18 protein-coding genes are annotated in these 18,557 nt (G+C 58.2%); 9 read left to right on the top strand and 9 right to left on the bottom strand.

Annotated features, from left to right (window positions below):
• Window positions 1–79: 79 nt before the first annotated feature.
• From PV407_RS18215 to erpA, 3 genes are all read right to left on the bottom strand, one after another.
• Window positions 80–1,987: an LTA synthase family protein gene (locus tag PV407_RS18215; protein ID WP_332091373.1), complete on the bottom strand. Its 1,908-nt coding sequence runs from the start codon at window positions 1,985–1,987 to the stop codon at window positions 80–82.
• 248 nt (window positions 1,988–2,235) lie between these two features.
• Complete coding sequence (locus PV407_RS18210) at window positions 2,236–3,033, bottom strand: alpha/beta hydrolase (protein WP_332091372.1); 798 nt, start codon at window positions 3,031–3,033, stop codon at window positions 2,236–2,238.
• Between the two features lie 1,403 nt (window positions 3,034–4,436).
• The gene (gene erpA / locus PV407_RS18205) at window positions 4,437–4,796 is read right to left on the bottom strand and encodes an iron-sulfur cluster insertion protein ErpA (RefSeq protein ID WP_332091371.1); all 360 of its coding nucleotides are present in this window, start codon (window positions 4,794–4,796) and stop codon (window positions 4,437–4,439) included.
• 223 nt (window positions 4,797–5,019) lie between these two features.
• Between erpA and mqnE the strand changes: the two genes are divergently transcribed.
• Complete coding sequence (gene mqnE / locus PV407_RS18200) at window positions 5,020–6,123, top strand: aminofutalosine synthase MqnE (RefSeq protein ID WP_332091370.1); 1,104 nt, start codon at window positions 5,020–5,022, stop codon at window positions 6,121–6,123.
• An 89-nt stretch (window positions 6,124–6,212) separates the two neighbouring features.
• Window positions 6,213–7,277 (top strand): NAD(P)/FAD-dependent oxidoreductase, encoded by a 1,065-nt coding sequence (locus tag PV407_RS18195; protein WP_332091369.1) that lies wholly within the window; start codon window positions 6,213–6,215, stop codon window positions 7,275–7,277.
• A 15-nt stretch (window positions 7,278–7,292) separates the two neighbouring features.
• Here PV407_RS18195 and PV407_RS18190 read toward each other — a convergent pair whose 3' ends face one another.
• Complete coding sequence (locus PV407_RS18190; protein ID WP_332091368.1) at window positions 7,293–7,547, bottom strand: YuzB family protein; 255 nt, start codon at window positions 7,545–7,547, stop codon at window positions 7,293–7,295.
• Window positions 7,548–7,644: 97 nt separating this feature from the next.
• On the opposite strand from PV407_RS18190, the gene PV407_RS18185 reads away from it, so the two are divergent.
• Window positions 7,645–7,890: a NifU family protein gene (locus tag PV407_RS18185; RefSeq protein ID WP_332091367.1), complete on the top strand. Its 246-nt coding sequence runs from the start codon at window positions 7,645–7,647 to the stop codon at window positions 7,888–7,890.
• Window positions 7,891–7,975: 85 nt separating this feature from the next.
• Here PV407_RS18185 and PV407_RS18180 read toward each other — a convergent pair whose 3' ends face one another.
• Window positions 7,976–10,240, bottom strand: a complete 2,265-nt coding sequence (locus PV407_RS18180; protein WP_332091366.1) for an excinuclease ABC subunit UvrA — start codon at window positions 10,238–10,240, stop codon at window positions 7,976–7,978.
• Between the two features lie 94 nt (window positions 10,241–10,334).
• On the opposite strand from PV407_RS18180, the gene PV407_RS18175 reads away from it, so the two are divergent.
• Genes PV407_RS18175 through PV407_RS18150 form a run of 6 tightly spaced genes read left to right on the top strand, consistent with a single transcriptional unit; the run spans window position 10,335 to window position 13,653 of the window.
• A complete protein-coding gene (locus tag PV407_RS18175) occupies window positions 10,335–11,282 on the top strand; it encodes a helix-turn-helix transcriptional regulator (RefSeq protein ID WP_332091365.1) in 948 nt (315 codons plus the stop codon).
• A gap of 60 nt (window positions 11,283–11,342) precedes the next feature.
• Window positions 11,343–11,588 (top strand): spore gernimation protein GerQ, encoded by a 246-nt coding sequence (locus PV407_RS18170; RefSeq protein WP_332091384.1) that lies wholly within the window; start codon window positions 11,343–11,345, stop codon window positions 11,586–11,588.
• A 16-nt stretch (window positions 11,589–11,604) separates the two neighbouring features.
• Complete coding sequence (locus tag PV407_RS18165; RefSeq protein ID WP_332091364.1) at window positions 11,605–11,991, top strand: spore coat protein; 387 nt, start codon at window positions 11,605–11,607, stop codon at window positions 11,989–11,991.
• Complete coding sequence (locus PV407_RS18160; RefSeq protein WP_332091363.1) at window positions 11,988–13,124, top strand: zinc-dependent alcohol dehydrogenase; 1,137 nt, start codon at window positions 11,988–11,990, stop codon at window positions 13,122–13,124. Before PV407_RS18165 ends, PV407_RS18160 begins: the two co-directional genes overlap by 4 nt.
• Before the next feature lie 26 nt (window positions 13,125–13,150).
• A complete protein-coding gene (locus PV407_RS18155) occupies window positions 13,151–13,360 on the top strand; it encodes a hypothetical protein (protein WP_332091362.1) in 210 nt (69 codons plus the stop codon).
• Entirely contained in the window at window positions 13,357–13,653 is a 297-nt protein-coding gene (locus PV407_RS18150; RefSeq protein ID WP_332091360.1) for a spore coat protein, read from the top strand. Before PV407_RS18155 ends, PV407_RS18150 begins: the two co-directional genes overlap by 4 nt.
• A gap of 66 nt (window positions 13,654–13,719) precedes the next feature.
• Here the strand turns inward: PV407_RS18150 and PV407_RS18145 are convergent, their stop codons facing one another.
• The 4 genes from PV407_RS18145 to PV407_RS18130 form a co-directional block, all read right to left on the bottom strand.
• On the bottom strand, window positions 13,720–14,532 hold the full coding sequence (locus tag PV407_RS18145) for an SDR family oxidoreductase (RefSeq protein WP_332091359.1): 813 nt from the start codon (window positions 14,530–14,532) through the stop codon (window positions 13,720–13,722).
• Between the two features lie 37 nt (window positions 14,533–14,569).
• Complete coding sequence (locus tag PV407_RS18140) at window positions 14,570–15,274, bottom strand: Cthe_2314 family HEPN domain-containing protein (RefSeq protein WP_332091358.1); 705 nt, start codon at window positions 15,272–15,274, stop codon at window positions 14,570–14,572.
• Window positions 15,275–15,302: 28 nt separating this feature from the next.
• On the bottom strand, window positions 15,303–17,069 hold the full coding sequence (locus tag PV407_RS18135; RefSeq protein WP_332091357.1) for a UbiD family decarboxylase: 1,767 nt from the start codon (window positions 17,067–17,069) through the stop codon (window positions 15,303–15,305).
• An 81-nt stretch (window positions 17,070–17,150) separates the two neighbouring features.
• Window positions 17,151–18,110, bottom strand: a complete 960-nt coding sequence (locus PV407_RS18130; protein ID WP_332091356.1) for a COX15/CtaA family protein — start codon at window positions 18,108–18,110, stop codon at window positions 17,151–17,153.
• Between the last annotated feature and the right edge of the window lie 447 nt (window positions 18,111–18,557).

The following is an 18,557-nucleotide window of genomic DNA, read 5'->3' as shown; positions in this document are numbered from 1 at the left end:
GCGCCTCGTTCCGCGGACCGATTTTTGATGCAGCCGCCTGTCGGAAAAACGACCGAAAGCTGACGCATCCCTTCGAAGCTTATTCCGTTTCCCGCTTCGGCAGAACTTTCATATACTCGTCCGACGATTTCATCAGCGCCATCGTATAATAATAGTCTTTTTTGTACGGCGTCACGTCGGCGACCGGCTCCAGCGTATCCAACCGGACGGCCGTACCGTCCTCGAAGCTTTCGCCGGGAATGAACAAAATGTCGTCGTTGATGAACGAGCCTGTCGGCAAATAGTAGCGAATGCCGAAAACGTTCCGTTCGATGTTCAGCAAGTCGCTGCCGAAGTGGACGAAATTCCGCTCGCCCAGCGATATGCCGAGCAAATTCGCCACTGTCGGCATCATGTCGAGCTGACCGCCGGCCTGGCCGATCGTTTCGCCCTCCGTCTGTCCCGGCACGTGCACGATGAACGGAACGTTGAAGCGCGTCACATATTCGTGATACGGGATGCCGAGCAGCCGGGTGAGCTCATCCGGATCGTTGTACTGCGGCTTCAGCCCGGAATGGTCGCCGTAAACGACCAAGATCGAATTGTCCCACAGCCCGGTCGCCTTCAGTTGGTCGATGAACGTGCCGAGCGCATAGTCCGCGTAATTGACGGCCTCCAAATATTCGCCGACCTGCGTGTTTTTGTACTTGTCCGCGGGCAGCCGTATTTTTTTCTTATCGTCCGGTATGACGAACGGATGATGGCTCGATGCAGTGACGAACTGCGCGTAAAACGGAACGTTCGCGTCGCGCAGCGCCGTCAGCTGCTTGATTCCGGCACGGTACAGCTGCTCGTCGGAAGCGCCGAACGCGTTGAATTCGTCGTTCGTAAAGTACGGCTTGTCGAAATAGCGGTCGAAGCCGAGAGCCGGGTACAGCTCGTCGCGATCCCAAAACGTCACGTCGTTGACATGGAACGTCATCGTTCTGTAGCCCTGCTCCCGGAGCAGTTTCGGGAAGCTCGGCAGCTCGCGGTTGCCGAAGCCGGTCGACATCGGAATGCTGCCGGCGGGATAGAGCGACGTATTGAACATAAATTCCGCGTCGGACGTGTTGCCCTGCCCGATTTGCTGGTATACGTTGTCGAAGTAGAAGCTTTGCTCCGCCAGCCCGTTCAGCACCGGAGTGAGCGGCTGTCCGTCGACCGTATAGCCGATCGTAAAATTTTGCAGCGATTCGATCTGCACGACGATGACGTTTTTCCCTTTCTGGGAGCCGAACAGCCTGGACTCCGACGCCGTCTCCGCGTCGTCCGGCTGCGGACGGTACGGAAATTTGGACCGGATTTTTTTAATCGTGTCGGCCGCCTGCTCCGTACTTGCAAATTTCGTTTCGCGGCTGTTTTCCCACGCTTCCAACGCGAACGAGCTTTGGTAGTTGAAAAAGCCGAGCTTTTCCGCGCGGACGAGCTCGTTGCGCACTTTGCCTTCGACGCGGATCGACAGCGCCGAAACGGCGACGGCAATCAGCACGACCGCGGCAATGGAAGCTTTGCCCGGGGAAATGCCGCTCCAATGCGGGAGACTGCCGCGCTTTTTCCGATACAGCCACAGCAGCGCGGCGATCGCCATGTCGATGAAAAACACGTAATTTTCCGGGTGCATCGCCCGCTTGACGCTGCTCGACACTTGGAGTACCTGCTTTAAGCCGTACAGCGACGTGTACGTGACGATCGATCCGAAATGCGTAAAATAAAGCGTCGCCGCGAACAAAATGAGCGAGCCGAGCGCGTTAAGCCCCCAAAACGCCGCCTTTTTCACCTTGCGCGGCACGAGCAGCTCGACCGCTCCGGCCGCCGCGAGCACGGACGCCAAATCGAGCGCCGCGCCGCTCCAATCGATTTTATGATAGATGAAGACGCGCAGCACGATGAGCTTGAGCCAAAGCAACAAGGCGATGCGGAAAAACATGCTTTTCCAAAACGACGATGCGGCTCTGTCGTTCTCCATCCCCGACTCCTCCTGTTCCGGAAAGAAGCTTGGAACCCGCGGCCCCCGTTCCCGTTCCCGTTCCCGTTCCCGTTCCCGTTTCCGTCCGGCAAATTATTCATCGGGGTATTGTAACCTTCAAACCTTAAAATAAGATGAAAGAATGCGCGGTAAATCGTTCCTTCGGGAAAAAAAGAAACGCTCTGGACGAATATGTTCGTCCGAGCGTCTCCCGTTCCATGCCGTTTCCTTCTCCGCAGCCGCGCCGATCACCAGATCCCCGCGAAAAACCGCTCGATGGCGGATATCGCTTCGAGCTGCGCCGGAGTCGACGCGCCGTAGCCGAAGCCGTGACGCACGCCGGGCAATACGCAAAGCTCGGCTTTGACGCCATGGCGGACGAGCTTGTCGTAATAACGCCGCGAATGGTCGACGGGAATCGTTTCGTCGGCGTCGCCGTGAATGAGCAGCGTCGCCGAAGCGCGCCCGTCGATCCGGTCGTAAGGCGATCCCAACGCATACGACTCGGGGATTTCCGACTCCGGGCGGCCAAACAGCTTTTCGATCGAAGGCTTCAGGCTGTCGACGTTGTCCGCGAGGCGCAGATTCGTCGCGGCGCAGTACAGCACGGCCGCGGTCGGTCTCGTCTCGCGGATGCGCACCTCGGACGTATAGCCGAGCTCGTCCTCCGCCGGTATCGTCGCCAGCATGGCGGCCAGATGGCCCCCGGCGGACGAACCGATCGCGGCGGTCCGCTTCCCGTCGAAGCGGAACCGGTCCGCGTTTTCGAGAAAATACGACATCGCCAGCCGCACGTCCTCGACGGGCGCCGGGTAATGCCAGTCCGGGGCGAGCCGGTAGCCGACCGAAGCGCAGCTGTAGCCAAGCCCGCAAAAGCGTTCCGCCACCGGGTGCCAAGCCGTGCGGCTGCCGGCATGCCATCCTCCGCCGTGAATAAACAGCAGCCCGATCCCGTTCGCGTTGTCGCCCGGCACAAATACGTCCATTTTTCGCCGCTCCGCGTCGTTTTCGCTATACGCGACGTCCGGCCATCGTTCCATCGTCATCGTCATCGTCTCCATTCGTTTCGCAGCTTCGTGTCACCGCATTACTTTCAACGCGCCCGGTTCGAAATCCTGTTTGCCGATGCGTCCCGGACTACGATCCTGTAAAGGAAGAAACATTGACAACACGGACGATTGCGTGTATAATTACAAAATGTGTTATTCGAGTCACCCTTCGGACATCCTCGAAAGTCCCCGCAGCAACCTGCGAATATTCCATGAACGACAATATCCCGAAGATTGGCATGAACCTGATTCACACTGGCGCGATCAAGGAGTCGTAAGGATGAAAGAGAGGCAGGGCTTTCATTGTTTTAGGTTTATCATGGCTTGTACCGTTTGCGAGCTTGCTGCAACATGTAAGGTTGACGATATCTTGAGAACCCCATGACCGACAAGGTCAGTCAGATATAGGTATAACACAGCAACTTAACGCCGCTTCCGCGACAACGAATGTCGCAGGGCGGCGTTATTCCGTTTCGCGGCGAAAGTACGAATAAACAGTAAGAAAAACGTCTATCGTCGACGTATTTCGGGATGAACGAAACAGCGGCTTCCGAAACGTAACGGACACCACGGCGCTTATTTCGCGAGAATCGGCCGTTTTCCAATCGTAACGGACACCATTGCTCCTATTTGCCCCGAATTGCCATCCAAAAGGTTTTTTTTCGCCAAATAGCTGCATCTGTGTCCGTTACAAAAAAAAATAGGCCGAAATGAGGCTCCATAGCGGCCGCCATGTCCGTTAGACGCATGGGCCAGTCCCGCCGCCGCCCCATGCTCGCCCCCGGCTCCTACTCTCGACGACGCCGGCGCAGGTCATACGAGCCGGAATCGCCGTTTCCCGCCCGCCGTCAGCAGAAAACCCGCTCCGGTTTTGACGCTTAAGCGAAGGGCGGGACGAACGATTTTTCGTGCAAACCGATCCTTGTTGCATGCCGAAACGGCAGCAGAGCGGGGATCGAGATGGAAATGATCCCGCTATTTTCGGTCGTTTCTCGTTTCCGGGTAAAACAACGGGAAAACATCCCGCTAAAATCGTCCATACCGTGCATTTCGCCGATACAGCGCCATTTTATCGGGAGCTTCTCCCGGTATTTCGACACTATGCCACTAGGAGAGCAAGTTAGCAGGAGGTTTTCCCGTCCGGTTGTATTCCAATGGCTCGGCAGGATTCGGACACGCCGGTCGTGGAAACGAAAGGCCCCGCGCTCGCCCCATGCTTAAGCGTTCTTTTCGTTTGCTCTTCGAAAAAGCTTCATAAGGCTCGCATCCATACCACGGGAAGATCAAAAAAGAGCCCGAACAGATATAAACCCTTTACTACCGAAAAAAACGCCTTTTTGCTTGGACGGCCTTGGGAGGCCCCAGTCAAAAAGGCGTTTTGGCGTTCGTCGAGGAAGCGATCAGCATTGCTCCGGATTCGGCTTGCCGGCTTCTTCCTTCGTGCGGAAGCTGCTGCCGCAGCCGCAGGTTGCGATGGCGTTCGGATTGTGGATGGTGAACCCGCCCCCCATGGCCGCATCCTTGAAGTCGATCTCGAGACCGCGCAAATATTTCGTGCTGTCGGAATCGACGACCACCTTCAACCCGTTAATAGTCAGCACTTCGTCGTTGCCGTGCTCTTCGTCGTCGAAGCCCATTCCATATGAAAAACCGCTGCAGCCGCCTTCCTTCACGCCTACGCGCAAAAACAGGTTCGGCGTTTCCTCGGCCGCAAGCATCTCTTTGATTTTATCGACTGCTTCATCCGTAATGGTAATCATTAACGTTCCCCTCCTTCGATACGTTCTATTTTCAGTATACTCCTATTCCTATCGCTCCTCAAGAGGGATGCGGCCCGGCCGGGCGCGCGCCGCACGGACGAAAACCTGCCATGACTGTTGCCCGCAAACCGGAGTAGGTTTATAATAGATAAGTCATCGAAACGGTACGGTCAAGCTCGGCAACCGACACAAGCAGTTCAATCGACAACCGAGGAGGAGCATCATGCAAACGATAATGACGAACCCGGACAACCGTATGGCCGAAATCGCCGAGAAGGTGGAACACGGCGAGCGGCTTACGCTCGAGGACGGCGTCTTCCTGTACGAATCCGACGACCTCCTGACGATCGGACAAATGGCCAACAAGGCGAACATGCGCAAAAACGGACGGAACGTGTATTTTATCGAAAACATGAGCCTGTATTTCACGAACGTATGCGAGGACCGCTGCGCTTTTTGCCATTTCCGCCGCGACGAAGGCGAAGAAGGCGCCTATACGCTGTCGCCGGATGAAATGCTGGAATACGTCGCGAAGCATTTTCGCCCGGGGATGCGCGAATTCCACATTACCGGCGGCCATAATCCGAACGTCCCGTTCGACTATTACGTCGAATCGATCCGAGCGCTGAAGAAGCATTACCCAGACGTGACGATCAAAGCGTACACCGGAGCGGAAATCGACTTTTTCTCGCGCATCAGCGGCCTGTCGTACAAAGAGGTGCTGCAGCGGCTCATCGACGCCGGTCTCGGCACGCTTCCGGGCGGCGGCGCGGAAATTTTGACGGAACGGTACCGCTCGAAAATGAACGTGGAAAAAGCGACGTCCGAGCAATGGCTCGATGTGCACCGGACGGCGCACAAGCTCGGGCTGCGGACGCACGCCACCATGCTGTACGGATCGATCGAGACGAAGGAAGAACGAATCCGGCATATGATGCAGCTGCGCGAGCTGCAGGACGAAACGAACGGCTTTATGGTATTTATTCCGAACGCGGTGCAGCCGCCCAACACCGGCATGGGCATCAAACGGAGAACGTCGGCGTTCGACGATCTGAAGACGATCGCGATCAGCCGCCTGATGATGGACAACGTCCAGCACGTCAAAGCGTATTTCATCAACCTCGGCACCCAGCTCGCCCAATTGGCGTTTACGTTCGGCGCCTCCGACGCCCACGGCACGATCGTGCAGGAACGGATCAGCCATTCCGCGGGCGCTCTCTCCCCGGAAGGACTGACGCGGGACGAGCTGATTCATATGATTAAGGGCGCGAACCGGATACCGATCGAGCGCGATACGTTTTACAACGAGATTCGGGTGTACGACTGACGGGATCGCTTATAAAGTTCCCACCGGCGTGACATTCTAATACAACAACCTTTAACTTTAAGGATTACGGAAAGGACCGCTATTTTCGAATGAGCAGATTCGTCATATTGGGCGGAGGGTACGGCGGGCTGACGCTGGCCCTCCATTTGTTGGAGCAGGAGCCGCCGGCGGGTACGGAAATCGTGCTTGTCGACCGAATGCCTTATCAAGGACTGAAAACGGAATATTACGCTTTGGCGGCCGGGACCGTGTCGGAAGCGGAAATTCGCGTCTCGTTTCCGAACGATCCGCGGCTGCTGCTGAAGTACGGCGAGGTGACCGGCATCGATCTGGAGCGCAAGCTCGTGCTGATGGACCAGAACGATCCGCTTGCGTACGACTGGCTCGTCATCGCGCTCGGCTGCGTGGACAAATACCACGGCATCGCGGGGGCCGAGCTGCATTCGCACAGCATCCAGACGCTGTCCGGATCGCGCAAGGCGTATCAGGCGATCAACGATTTGAACCCGTACGCCCAAGTGTCCGTCGTCGGCGGCGGGTTAAGCGGCGTCGAGATCGCTTCCGAGCTGCGGGAAAGCCGTCCGGATTTGAACATACGGATTATCGACCGCGGACCGAGCATTTTGTCGTCGTTTCCGCCGAAGCTGGTAGACTATGTACGCGATTGGTTCATCGAGCACGATGTGGAGATGCTTTCCCGCGTAACGCTCCAAAGCGTGGAGCAAGGCGTGCTGCAAAACGGGAACGAACGAATTTTGACCGACCTGACCGTATGGACGGCCGGCATTCAGCCGAGCCCGATCGTGCAGAAGCTTCCCGTGCCGAAGGACGGGCAAGGCCGCGTGCTGCTGAACGAGTATCATCAAATTCCCGCCCATCCCGACGTATTCGTCGTCGGCGACTGCGCCAGCCTGCCGTTCAGCCCGAGCGCCCAAGCGGCGGAGGAGCAAGGCAAGCAGGTGGCCGAGGTGATGCATGCGCTGTGGAAAGGCGAAACGCCCCGGCTCAAGCCGATCAAGCTGAAGGGCGTGCTCGGCTCGCTCGGGAAAAAAGCCGGCTTCGGCATGATGGGCAAAAAAACGGTCATTATGGGAAAAGTGCCGCGCGTACTGAAAAGCGGCGTGCTTTGGATGTCCAAACATCATTTCGGCTGAAGCCGCCCCGCCCGTTTATTCGGGAGGCCAGGCGAACTGCGCTTCCCACTCTTCGATTTTGGCCAATATCGCTTCGTACAGCTCGTCCGGAGACGATGCGGCGACGATTTCCCCGTTTACGAGCGCATAGGGCTCGACATAGCACTGTCCGCAGTTGCCCAGACAGCCGTACTCGATCACGTCCAGCTCGGGGTTCTCCTCCAGCTTGCGCATCGTCTCGTCGGTACCGTGGTGCATATTGTTCGTGCAAAATTCGACGATCGGTCTCATTGTTCGTTCACCATCCGGCCTACGCAGTGTCTAGTGTCGCACCGTTTTATTTTTGTTTATAATGTACTATAATAATACGTGAAGGGAGATGAGGCAAATGAGCAACGCACAGCAAGAAGCCGTTTACGACGAAGTGCTTGAGGTGCTGGATAAATTGCGTCCGTTTCTGCAGCGGGACGGCGGCGACGTCGAGCTCGTGGACGTCGAGGACGGAATCGTGAAGCTGAAGCTGATGGGAGCTTGCGGAAGCTGCCCGAGCTCGACCATAACGCTGAAGGCCGGCATCGAACGGGCCCTCCTCGAAGAAGTGGAAGGCATTACCGAAGTCGTGCAAGTATTTTGATGATGACAAGAGCGGCCATGCCCAAAGGCAGGTCGCTCTTTTTTTTGTTCCGCGGGCTCGAGAACGATGTCCCGGGGCGTTCCCTCTACGCCCGGTTTACCGCCTCTTGTAAATAAGCGCCGGTTATGGAGTCGCGACAGTCGACGATCCGGTCCGGAACCCCCTCGTATAAAACGCGGCCTCCATCCTCCCCCGCCCCCGGTCCCAGGTCGATCAGCCAGTCGGCCTGGCAAATGACGTCCACGTTATGCTCGATGACAATCAAGGTGTTGTTCCTTTCGACCAACCGATTCATCATGCGGAGCAGCCGCTCGACGTCGGACAGGTGAAGACCGGTTGTCGGTTCGTCCAGCACATAAACATTCCCGTTCGTTTCCAGCTCCGCCGCCAGCTTGACCCGCTGCAGCTCGCCGCCCGATAACGTGCTGAGAGGCTGTCCCAACGACAAATAACCGATCCCAACCTCGTGAAGCCGTTTCAGCGCATCCGTTATATGGGTATCGTGGAAAAAATCCAACGCCTCGTCGACGGTCATGGACAACACATCGCTGATCGTTTTCCCGCGATACGTCATCGACAACACATGCGGCGTGAACCGCTGTCCTTGACATACCTCGCATACGGTCGCAACGGTATCCATAAAGGCGAAATCGGTATAGAGCATTCCCAGCCCTTTGCAAGTCGGACAGGCTCCCCGCGAGTTAAAGCTGAATAGCGCGGCGTCCGCGCCGTTTTCCTTTGCAAACGAGCTTCGGATCGCATCGAAGATGCCGGTATAGGTCGCCATATTGGAGCGGTTGGAAGCCCCGATCGTCCCTTGATCGATGAAAATCGCTTCGGGACAATGCTTCGGCAGCTCATGACGGATCAAGGTGCTTTTCCCCGAGCCGGCCACGCCCGTCACGACGGTAAGGACGCCTGTAGGAATGCGAACGTTGATCCGTTTCAAATTATGACGGTCGGCGCATTCGATCGCGATCCAACCGGCGGGAGTTCTTACCTCGTCCTTGAAGGCGGGCCGTCGATTCAGCGCTTTCGCCGTCCAAGTATTTGCCGCCCGCAGCCGGTGCAAATCGCCTTCATAGACGATTGTTCCGCCCATCGTTCCCGCACCCGGTCCCAACTCCACGATATGGTCCGCGATTCGGATGACGTCGGGATCGTGTTCCACGATCAACACCGTATTGCCTTTATCCCTCAGCTGCCGCATCAACCGATTGATGGTGCGGACGTCGTGGGGATGGAGCCCGATACTCGGTTCGTCGAATATATAGACGATGTCCGTCAGGCCGTTTCCGAGCTGGCGCACCATTTTGATTCGCTGCGATTCGCCCCCCGATAAAGTGGACGTTTCGCGATTCAGGTGCAAATACCCCAGTCCGATCGATTCCAGATGACTCAGCCGTCTCGCAATCGCCTCGGTGATCGTCCGCGCTCCCGGTTCGTCGACGGCTTGAATAAACCGGATCAACTCGTTAATCGGCATGCCGCAGCAGTCCGCGATGCTTTTCCCGTTTAAGGTGCAGGACAGCACCGTCCGGTTCAGCCGGCCGCCGTCGCACACGGAACAACGCTCCTCCGTCACCACGCGGTCGATGGCCTCTTTGTACCTCGCGGAATCCCGCGAGTCCTTGTCCAAAAAAGTGCGTTTGATTCGCGGGACGACGCCTTCGTACAGCGAGGTCGGCGGCCAGTCCTTGGTCGGATGCGGAGGCTTGAATCCGGATTTATACAGCAGCGTGTCCATTTCCTCTTCCGTGAAATGCTTCAGCTTTTTGTCGTTGTCGAACAGGCCGGAGCTTACATATCTTTTCCAGCGGAAGTCGCCGGGACGAAAAGTAGGGAACAAAATCGCTCCCTCATGGAGCGACTTCTCCTTATCGAGCAGCCGATCGACGCGGACGGCCTTCGCTTTGCCCAATCCTTCGCATTCCGGGCACATCCCTTGCGGATTGTTAAACGAAAACGCGTCCGAATACCCGACGAAAGGCGTTCCGAAACGGGAAAACAGCAAACGCAGCAAAGCATAGATGTCCGTCGCCGTACCGACGGTCGATCTTGCGTTTCCTCCGATTCGTTTCTGATCGATGACGATAGCCACCGGCAGCCGTTCGATCGACTCCACTTCCGGTTGCCCGTAATGCGGCAGCCGGTTGCGGACAAAGCTGGAATACGTTTCGTTCAGCTGCCGCTGCGATTCCGCCGCGATCGTGTCGAATACCAGCGCCGATTTCCCTGAACCGGATAAGCCCACGAATACCGTAATCTTTTTTTTCGGGATCGTCACGTCAACGCCTTTTAAATTTTTTTCGGTTGCGCCGGTCACTTGAATGGAATCCTCTTTTCCCATAAACGGTCTCTCTCCTCCTTTGTCAAGCTGCCGTGAACATTGTACACTTTAACCATGCCAATACCTGTCATGGTTTCGAGAAGGGGAGAATCCGATGTCCAAAGCCAAAATGTTGTTCGATCTGATCTTATACGTCAACGCCAAACGAAACTTTACGGCTCAGGATGTCGCCAACGAATTCGGAATTTCCGTCCGAACGGCCCACAGATATTTGACCGATCTGGCCGAAATGGGCGTTCCGCTGTATACCGAACCCGGCCGGGGCGGCGGTTATCGGATTCTGAACAACCGGCTGCTGCCGCCCGTTATTTTTGACGAGCATGAAGCGTTCGCTATTTTTTTTGCTTTCCAATCGCTGAAATATGTTCGAACGCTCCCTTTCGACATCAATATCAGCTCGGTTTCCAGGAACCTGTATGCCGGTCTTCCCGACGACACGAAACGGAAAGTGGATCGTCTCGATTCCGTAATGTCGTTTTGGAATCAAAAAAGAAGCGTCCCGTCGCCGCATCTCGAAGAAATGATCGAGGCCGCCGCCGAGAACCGGGTGCTGGTTATGGAATACGTCTCGAGGTCGGAAAATACGATCAGGGAAATCGTTCCTCTGGGCGTATATGCGTACAAAGGCTTTTGGTACATGCCCGCCTTCGAGCCGGTGTCGGGCGAAATCCGACAGTTTCGGACGGACCGGATCGTGTCGGTGGAACAAACGCAAACCATCGTCGAGCCCCCCATGAATCTGACCGACTGGTTGAATCGTCTGACCGCTCAGGACCCGAAAGCTCCGGTGCGGTTATATGCGGAGCTGACGCGGGAGGGGCTGCGGCAATGCCGCAGCCAGCCTTGGCTCGAGCCTCATATCGTGACGATCGATTCGGAACGGGGCTATGTCGACGCCGTTATCGACCGAAGCGAATTCGAATTCGTGTCCGACTATTTTTTTCAGCTGGGCACCGCGGCCAAAGTCATCGAGCCCGGCGAGATGGCGGATCGGATCGGCAGGAAGGCCCGGGAGCTGTCCGTCCATTACGGGAGAGAATAAGCCGGCCGCAAGAGGTAACCCTATCACTGACCGCCGCGGTCGGAGGAGGTGATGCGGATGGTGCAAGCGCAGCCGCTCGCGCCGCACGAGGCGCTGGACATTCACGAGGCGATCAATTTCAAGACGTTATGCCTGGCCAAGTCGAAGCTGATGCAAGGTCTCGTATTCGACAAGGAGCTGAAGCAGCTGCTGCAAAAAGACGTGGAGCAATCGACCCGGGCGCTCGACGACCTGAAGGCCGTATACGCGAGAGCGCCGTTTCAGGCGCCCGTGCCGGATCGTCGGCCGACCCCCATCCTCAATTAAAAGGCGGATACCTATTATGAAAATGGACGAACTGGACCCTTCCGGCGCATTGAACATGCCGGAGACGGCCGACATGACGCTGGCGATGGATTTTCTCGTCCGCGCCAAGGAAGGCGTCCGCAACACGGCCGTCGCTTTGACCGAAACGGCTTCGCCGGACGCCAGAGCGCTGCTCCGCGCCCAGCTTCATCAGGGGATCGCGCTCCATCAAGAGATCGCCGAGCTGATGATCCGCAAAAAATGGTTTCATCCGTACGAGCTGCGCGAACAGTTCAAGCTTGACCTGCTCGGGGCGGAGCAAACGGCGCAAATCGCGCAAATGAACCTGTTCCCGGAAGACACGTCGCGCAAAGGCATGTTCGATCGGACGCCGGACGAGCGCACCGGAGGACATGACGCATGAAAGCCGTAACGTATCAAGGCGTCAAAAACGTCGCCGTCAAAGAAGTGCCCGATCCGAAAATCGAAAAGCCGGACGACATGATCGTGCGGCTGACGACGACCGCCATATGCGGCTCCGACCTCCACTTGCTTCACGGCATGATTCCGAACTTGCAGGAGGACTATGTGATCGGCCACGAGCCGATGGGCGTCGTCGAGGAGGTCGGCCCGGGCGTCGCCAAGCTGAAAAAAGGCGATCGCGTCGTCATTCCGTTCACGATCGGCTGCGGCGAGTGCCGGTATTGCCGGAGCCGCCTCGAAAGCCAATGCGACAATGCGAACGAAAACGGCGAAATTGGCGCTTACTTCGGCTATTCGGGCACGGCCGGCGGCTATCCCGGCGGGCAGGCGGAATTTTTGCGCGTGCCGTTCGCGAACTTCACCCATTTCAAAATTCCGGAAAGCTGCGAGCTGCCCGACGAAAAGCTGTGCCTGATCTCCGACGCGATGCCGACCGCGTTCTGGAGCGTCGACAACGCCGCGGTCAAGGACGGGGACACGGTCATCGTGATCGGCTGCGGTCCGGTCGGGCTGCTGACGCAAAAGTTTTGCTGGCTGAAGGGCGCGAAGCGGGTCATTGCCGCCGATTGTTTGAGTTATCGGCTGGACCACGCGAAACGGACGAACAACGTGGAAACGGTCAACGTCGAAGAGCACGAAAACGCGGGCGCGTATATGAAAGAGCTGACGAAGGGCGGCGCGGATGTCGTCATCGACTGCTCGGGGATGAGCGGCAAAATGACTCCGATGGAGACGCTGGCGTCCGGCCTGAAGCTGCACGGCGGCGCGATGGGCGGCATCGTCATCGCCTCGCAGTGCGTTCGCAAAGGCGGCACGATCCAAATTACCGGCGTTTACGGCGGCCGTTACAACGCGTTCCCGCTTGGCGATTTGTTTATGCGCAACATTACGGTGAAGACAGGGCAGGCGCCCGTCATCCACTATATGCCCCATATGTACGAGCTGATCGCCACGGGCAAGGTCGATCCGGGCGACGTGGTGACGCACGTCCTTCCTTTGACCGAAGCGAAACGCGGCTACGAGATTTTCGATACGAGGCAGGACAATTGCATTAAAGTCGTGCTGAAACCGTAACGTTTGACGACAGGAGGATGCGCCGTATGGAATACGCGTGGCACGAAGCGCTGGAGGTTCATGAACTAGCCGCCTTCAAGACGGTATGCATGACGAAATCGAAAACGATGCAGGCGCTCGTTTCGGACCCGGCTCTGAAACATATATTGCAGCGCGACGTCGATGTGTCGACCCGGCAGCTGCGGGAGCTGGGCACAATTCTAAGCAAAGCCGTCGGACAGGAGCAAAACGGATGAATACGATCGTCGAATATTTGACGGGCATGAACAAGCTGACCGATCAGGTCATCGCGATGGACTTCCTGATCGCCGCCAAAACCGGCGTGCGCAACTACGCGATGGCCGCGACCGAAGCGATAACGCCGGAGATCAAGGCGACGCTGACGAAGCAGCTCGACGAGGCGATCGATACGTACGAGCAAATCGCCGCGTATATGATCGAACGGGGATGGTACAAGCCGTGGAATGCGGTGGAGCAGTTCCGGATGGACGTGCAAAACATCGAGACGGCGCTGACACTGCCGGGCTGAAATCAGTAAAAGCCTCCGGGCCGCCGCGCGTATGCGGGCGAAGCCGGAGGCTTTTTTCGAGCATGTTCATGTCTTCTCGCCGCTTCGGACATGATCGTCCCGCCTCCGCAGCCCGGACAAGCTGCGGATCGGATCGAAGCCGCCCGATATGTCCATGACGTTGCCGGTCAAAAAGTCGGACTGCGGCAGGCACAGAAAGGCGATGACGCGCGCGACGTCTTCCCCGCTTCCTTGTCGGACGCCGGGAAATTCGTCGTCGTCCAGGTGAGCGACCTCGGCGATCGATTTCTCCTTGTTGACGCCGCGAATGTCGCCCGGGCATACCATGTTAACGGTTACACCGAAAGCGGCCTGCTCTTCCGCGAGCGTCTTCGTCAGCGAAACGAGACCGACCTTGGCCGCCGCATAGACGGCCCGGTGCGGCCAGCCTCTCGCTTCCGCCGCCCGGCCGAAGCCGAAATGGATAATGCGCCCCCATTTGTTCCGGCGCATGCCGGGCAGGACGAGACGGTCGAGCTGCATGACGCCCAGCAGGTTGCCGCGCATCAAATAGTCGATTTCGTCCGGCTCGTATTCGTCGAACGTCCGCCGCTCCCGCACGAACGGTCCGGCGTTGTTGACGAGAATATCGACGGCGCCCCACGCGCTGCCGATCGTTTCGATCATCCGCTCGATATCGCCGCGGTCGGCGATATCGGCCCGGACCGCCATCGCCCGGACGCCTTTCGCCTGCAGCGCCTCCGCAAGAGCGTGCGCCTCCCGCTCGCTGTTTACGTAGTTGACCGCCACAGCGCAGCCGAGCTCGGCCAGCGCGAGCGCCGTCCGTTTGCCGAGCCCTTTCGCGCTTCCCGTGACAAGCGCGATTTTGCCGTGAAGCATCGGAGCGCCTCCTTCTTCCTCTCGTTTGGCCGCCGGGCTAAACTCGTTTTTTCTTGTGCGCGTACGCGAAAAACGTCGCGATCGTTTCGCACGCCATCGCAAGACCCAGCCGCAAATCGTCCATGCTCGCGTCCAAATCTTCGATGTACGTCCGGTCCGTGCGGCATGCGTCGATATGGAGCAGGTCGTCCAGCATTTCGGCGTTGACGAGATGAATGTCCATATTGCGTTTATGGCGAAGCCGGGATAGCGGCTCGCGGTACCGCTCCTTGATGTCCAGAAGCGGACCGGCAAGCGCCGGATCGGCGTGCAGATGCTGCATTTGCCGCAGCACCGTGAAGTACGAAAACTTCCGCTTCACCCGCTCCGTGCGGAGCCGCAGCAAGTCGTTCATCAAATAGCCGAGCTTGTCGAGAATCGAGAACAGCCGAATGAAGCCGTTTTTCGCAAAATAGACGTGACGCCGGTAATTCGCCAGCTCCTCGCCGTCCATCCTCTCTTCCTGACGGTGCGTGACGAGCGCGCCGAACCGGCCGGCGCAGTAAACGCTCTCCTCGAGCTCGTCCAGCGCGTTTCCGAGGCCGCGCGACCAAAGCTCGTACCGGGTGTAGGTTTCGCATTGCGGCGTCTGTTTCTCGATCAGACCCGCCAGCAGCGCGCGATAGTCGCTTATGGCGCTGAACGCTTGCCGCAGCGTGCCGGAATCGATCCGCTCCGGTTCGCCGAACCAACTTCTGAACATGGTTCACCGCCTTCTATCCCGAAAATAGTTATACGGTCGCAAAATATTCGCTCCACCGGTCGGATACGAGCTTCACGATGTCGTCCCGCGGAATAAGCTCGTCCGGATAGCCCGGTTTCATGCGCGCATCGATGACGATCGGCAGCTCGTAGCCGAGATGATGATGCTGCACCCGGCTTTCCGCATAAATGTCGGTCGCCGGATTGAACCGCGTGAAAACCGTCCACAGAAACGGCGTTTGTCCGCTTGTAATGGACGTATCGTCGGCGAGCACGACGAGCGGCCAGCGCTTCAGCCGTTCGGCATGAAGGCTGACGATCCGCTTCGCCAGCTCCGGGTCTTCCTCATAGGATGCGCCGGAGACGACCAAACAACCCGCGCAGTACGGCACGGCGTCCGTAATGCCGTCCAGCTGGCCTTCCGCGTATGCATGCGGCAGCTCGCGGACCGGATCGCCGACGCCGAGCAGCACGGCTTTGCTGCCGTGGTTCAGCTTAAGCCCGGTATAGTCGAGCGTATCGTGCGACGTATGGTTGAAGATGAACAGGTCGGTCCGCGGATCGAACCGCTCCAGCACGGTCGTCAGCAGCGCGCGGAAATCGGCCAGATCGACGGAACGGTCGGTCAAGATCAAAAACTTCGTCAGCGACAGCTGGCCTTCGCCGAGAATGCGGAACGCCGAGCCGAGCGCCTCGCGCGAATAGCTTTCGCGGACGACGGCCGCCGCCAGCGGATGAAAGCCGGTTTCGGCGTATGTCCACAGCTCTTTGACGGCCGGCATGACGAGCGGAAACGCGGGCGAAAGGAGCCGCTGCAAAAACTCGCCCAAATAGTAATCTTCCTGGCGCGGCTTCCCGACGATCGTGGCCGGGTAAATCGCGTCTTTGCGGTGAAACATATGCTTCACCTGGAAAACCGGAAAATCGTGCTGCAGCGAGTAATAGCCGTAATGGTCCCCGAACGGCCCTTCCGGCCGGCGCACATGCGGCGGCACTTCGCCGCAGATGGCGAATTCGGCTTCGGCGACGAGCCGATGCCCGCCGAGCGGATTGTCCGCCATCGGCAGCTTTTGCCCGAGGATGAGCGACGTCAGCAGCAGCTCCGGCAAATGCTCCGGCGCCGGGGCGATCGCCGAAGCGATGAGCGCGGGCGGGCCGCCGAGAAAGACGGTCACCGGCAGCGGGCGGCCCCGCTTCTCAGCTTCGTGGTAATGGAAGCCGCCGCCCTTCTGAATTTGCCAATGCATGCCGGTCGTGCTGCCGTCGAATATTTGCATCCGGTACATGCCCAAATTGTGATCGCGGCCGTCGACATGCTCCGTATAGACGAGCGGCAGCGTGACGAACGGTCCTCCGTCCTCCTGCCAGCTCGTCAAAGCCGGCAGCTTCGACAGCGGATCGGTGCGGTCGCACACCTCCAGCACGGGCGCCTGCGCGTGCGACACCGTTTTCAGGCCGACCTTGAGCAGGTCGAACAGCAAATCTTTTTCGTTCCAGAGCGCCTTCGGCGTCGGCGGGATGAGCGTGTCCTTGGCCGCCATAAGCCGGTTCATGATCGCTTCCGGCTTCGGGCCGAAGGCGAGATCGACGCGCCGGCTCGTGCCGAACAAATTCGTCGCCACCGGAAACGGGCTGCCCTTTACGTTCGTAAACAGCAAAGCCGGCCCGCCCTCTTCGATGACGCGCCGGTGAATTTCGGCGATTTCCAAATACGGGTCGACCGGAGCGGATATGATCGCGACATCCCGCTCCGCGCGAAGCGTATCGATAAACGTGCGCAAGTTCGGAAAATTCATGTTCTCTCCCCTTTTAACGGCCTGTCCTCCAAACTTCGATTCCGGCTCCCCCGTCTTCGCGGCGGCGGGCGTGGCTTTCGGTCAGGCCGACGCTCTGGCGGACCGCCAAGCCAGCACGCTCATGTAGCAGAGCACGCCGAACATCCCGGATACGAGCACGACGTGGATGAGCGCGGTCAACAAGTACCAGTCCGTGGCGAGCGTCCAGACGACGGTCGCTCCGCTGAACACCTGCAGCACGGTGAGCAGCAGCGCCCATAGCGACGCGAGACGAAGCTGGACCGACGAATTGGACGGCCGCGTCGCCTTATGGGCGATGACGGCGATGACGACCAGCAGCAGCGCCGCCGCCACCCGGTGGGCGAAGGCGATACCGGTCGCCCCGTGAAGCCCGGGCACGACTTCCCCGTTGCAGAGCGGCCAGCCGAGGCAGCCGCCGGACGATTCCGTATGGCGGACGAAGGCGCCGACATAGACCACGATATAGCTGTATACGGTCGCTCCCCAAATCCATTTGCGCATGGAGGGAGCGATTGCCGGCTTCGGGACGGCGGAATGGATCGCGCCGCCGTTACGCCCGTTCGTTTTCGCCGAACGGGGAACGTAAGCTCCCGTCTTCAGCCCGATGCTGAGCAAAAGCGCGCTCGAAAAAGCGATCAGCGAAAAACCGAAATGAAGCGCCATGACGGCGTCCGACTGCGGAAATACGACGGCGAGCGCCCCCAAAATCGCCTGAAGCACCGTGAAAAACAGCGTGCCGTAAGCGAACAGCAGCGCTTCCTTGCTGTGGCGGAGCAGCATGTAGGCACCGACCGCGGCGCCGAGCACGAACAGGCCGACGACGCCGGTGACGAAACGGTGGCTGTATTCGATCATCGATTCGATCGTATAGGCCGGAACGAATTTGCCGTTGCATAGCGGCCAGTCCGTCCCGCAGCCGTCGCCCGAGCCCGTCTTGGTCACGAGCGCCCCCATAAACAGGACGAGCCCCATGCCGATCGCGGAAGCAAGCGCCAGTCCATACATCCGTTTTCCCATCATGATGCACCTTCTTTATGTTCAATCGCGCCCTCGAAAAAGTCGATAAATGCGTCAAACCAATTATAGCGGTTATCGACATGCAAATCCATTTCGGAAATGTGAACGTGGGCCGAATCGCGTGGCGAAACGATGACAATTCGGACGAGGGGGCGGGTATACAAGTTCGTCGGCAATTAGCGGTCTTTTGCGACTCTTATTTAAGTTCAAAACGGCTATGTTGGAAACATAGCGGACGTTCGAGACTCGGCCGTGATCGTTCCGCGCCAGTGCCCATTCTCTCCGAACTCCCGAGCTCGCTGATTCCGACTTTCATTCGGTTCTTCCGGTTTTCGGACATAAGGCTAGCGAACCGAGTCATCGTTATCGGAGCCGAATCCGGGAGAGTGAATGGGTTTACGAACTCCAGTATCGCTATTGCCGGGAAATCGGATCGTTTCCTGCCATTTT

Origin of the sequence: Paenibacillus sp. GYB003, from assembly GCF_036577625.1 — a bacterium.
GTDB lineage: Bacteria > Bacillota > Bacilli > Paenibacillales > NBRC-103111 > Paenibacillus_AB.
This window is presented reverse-complemented; position numbering and strand designations above follow the sequence as displayed.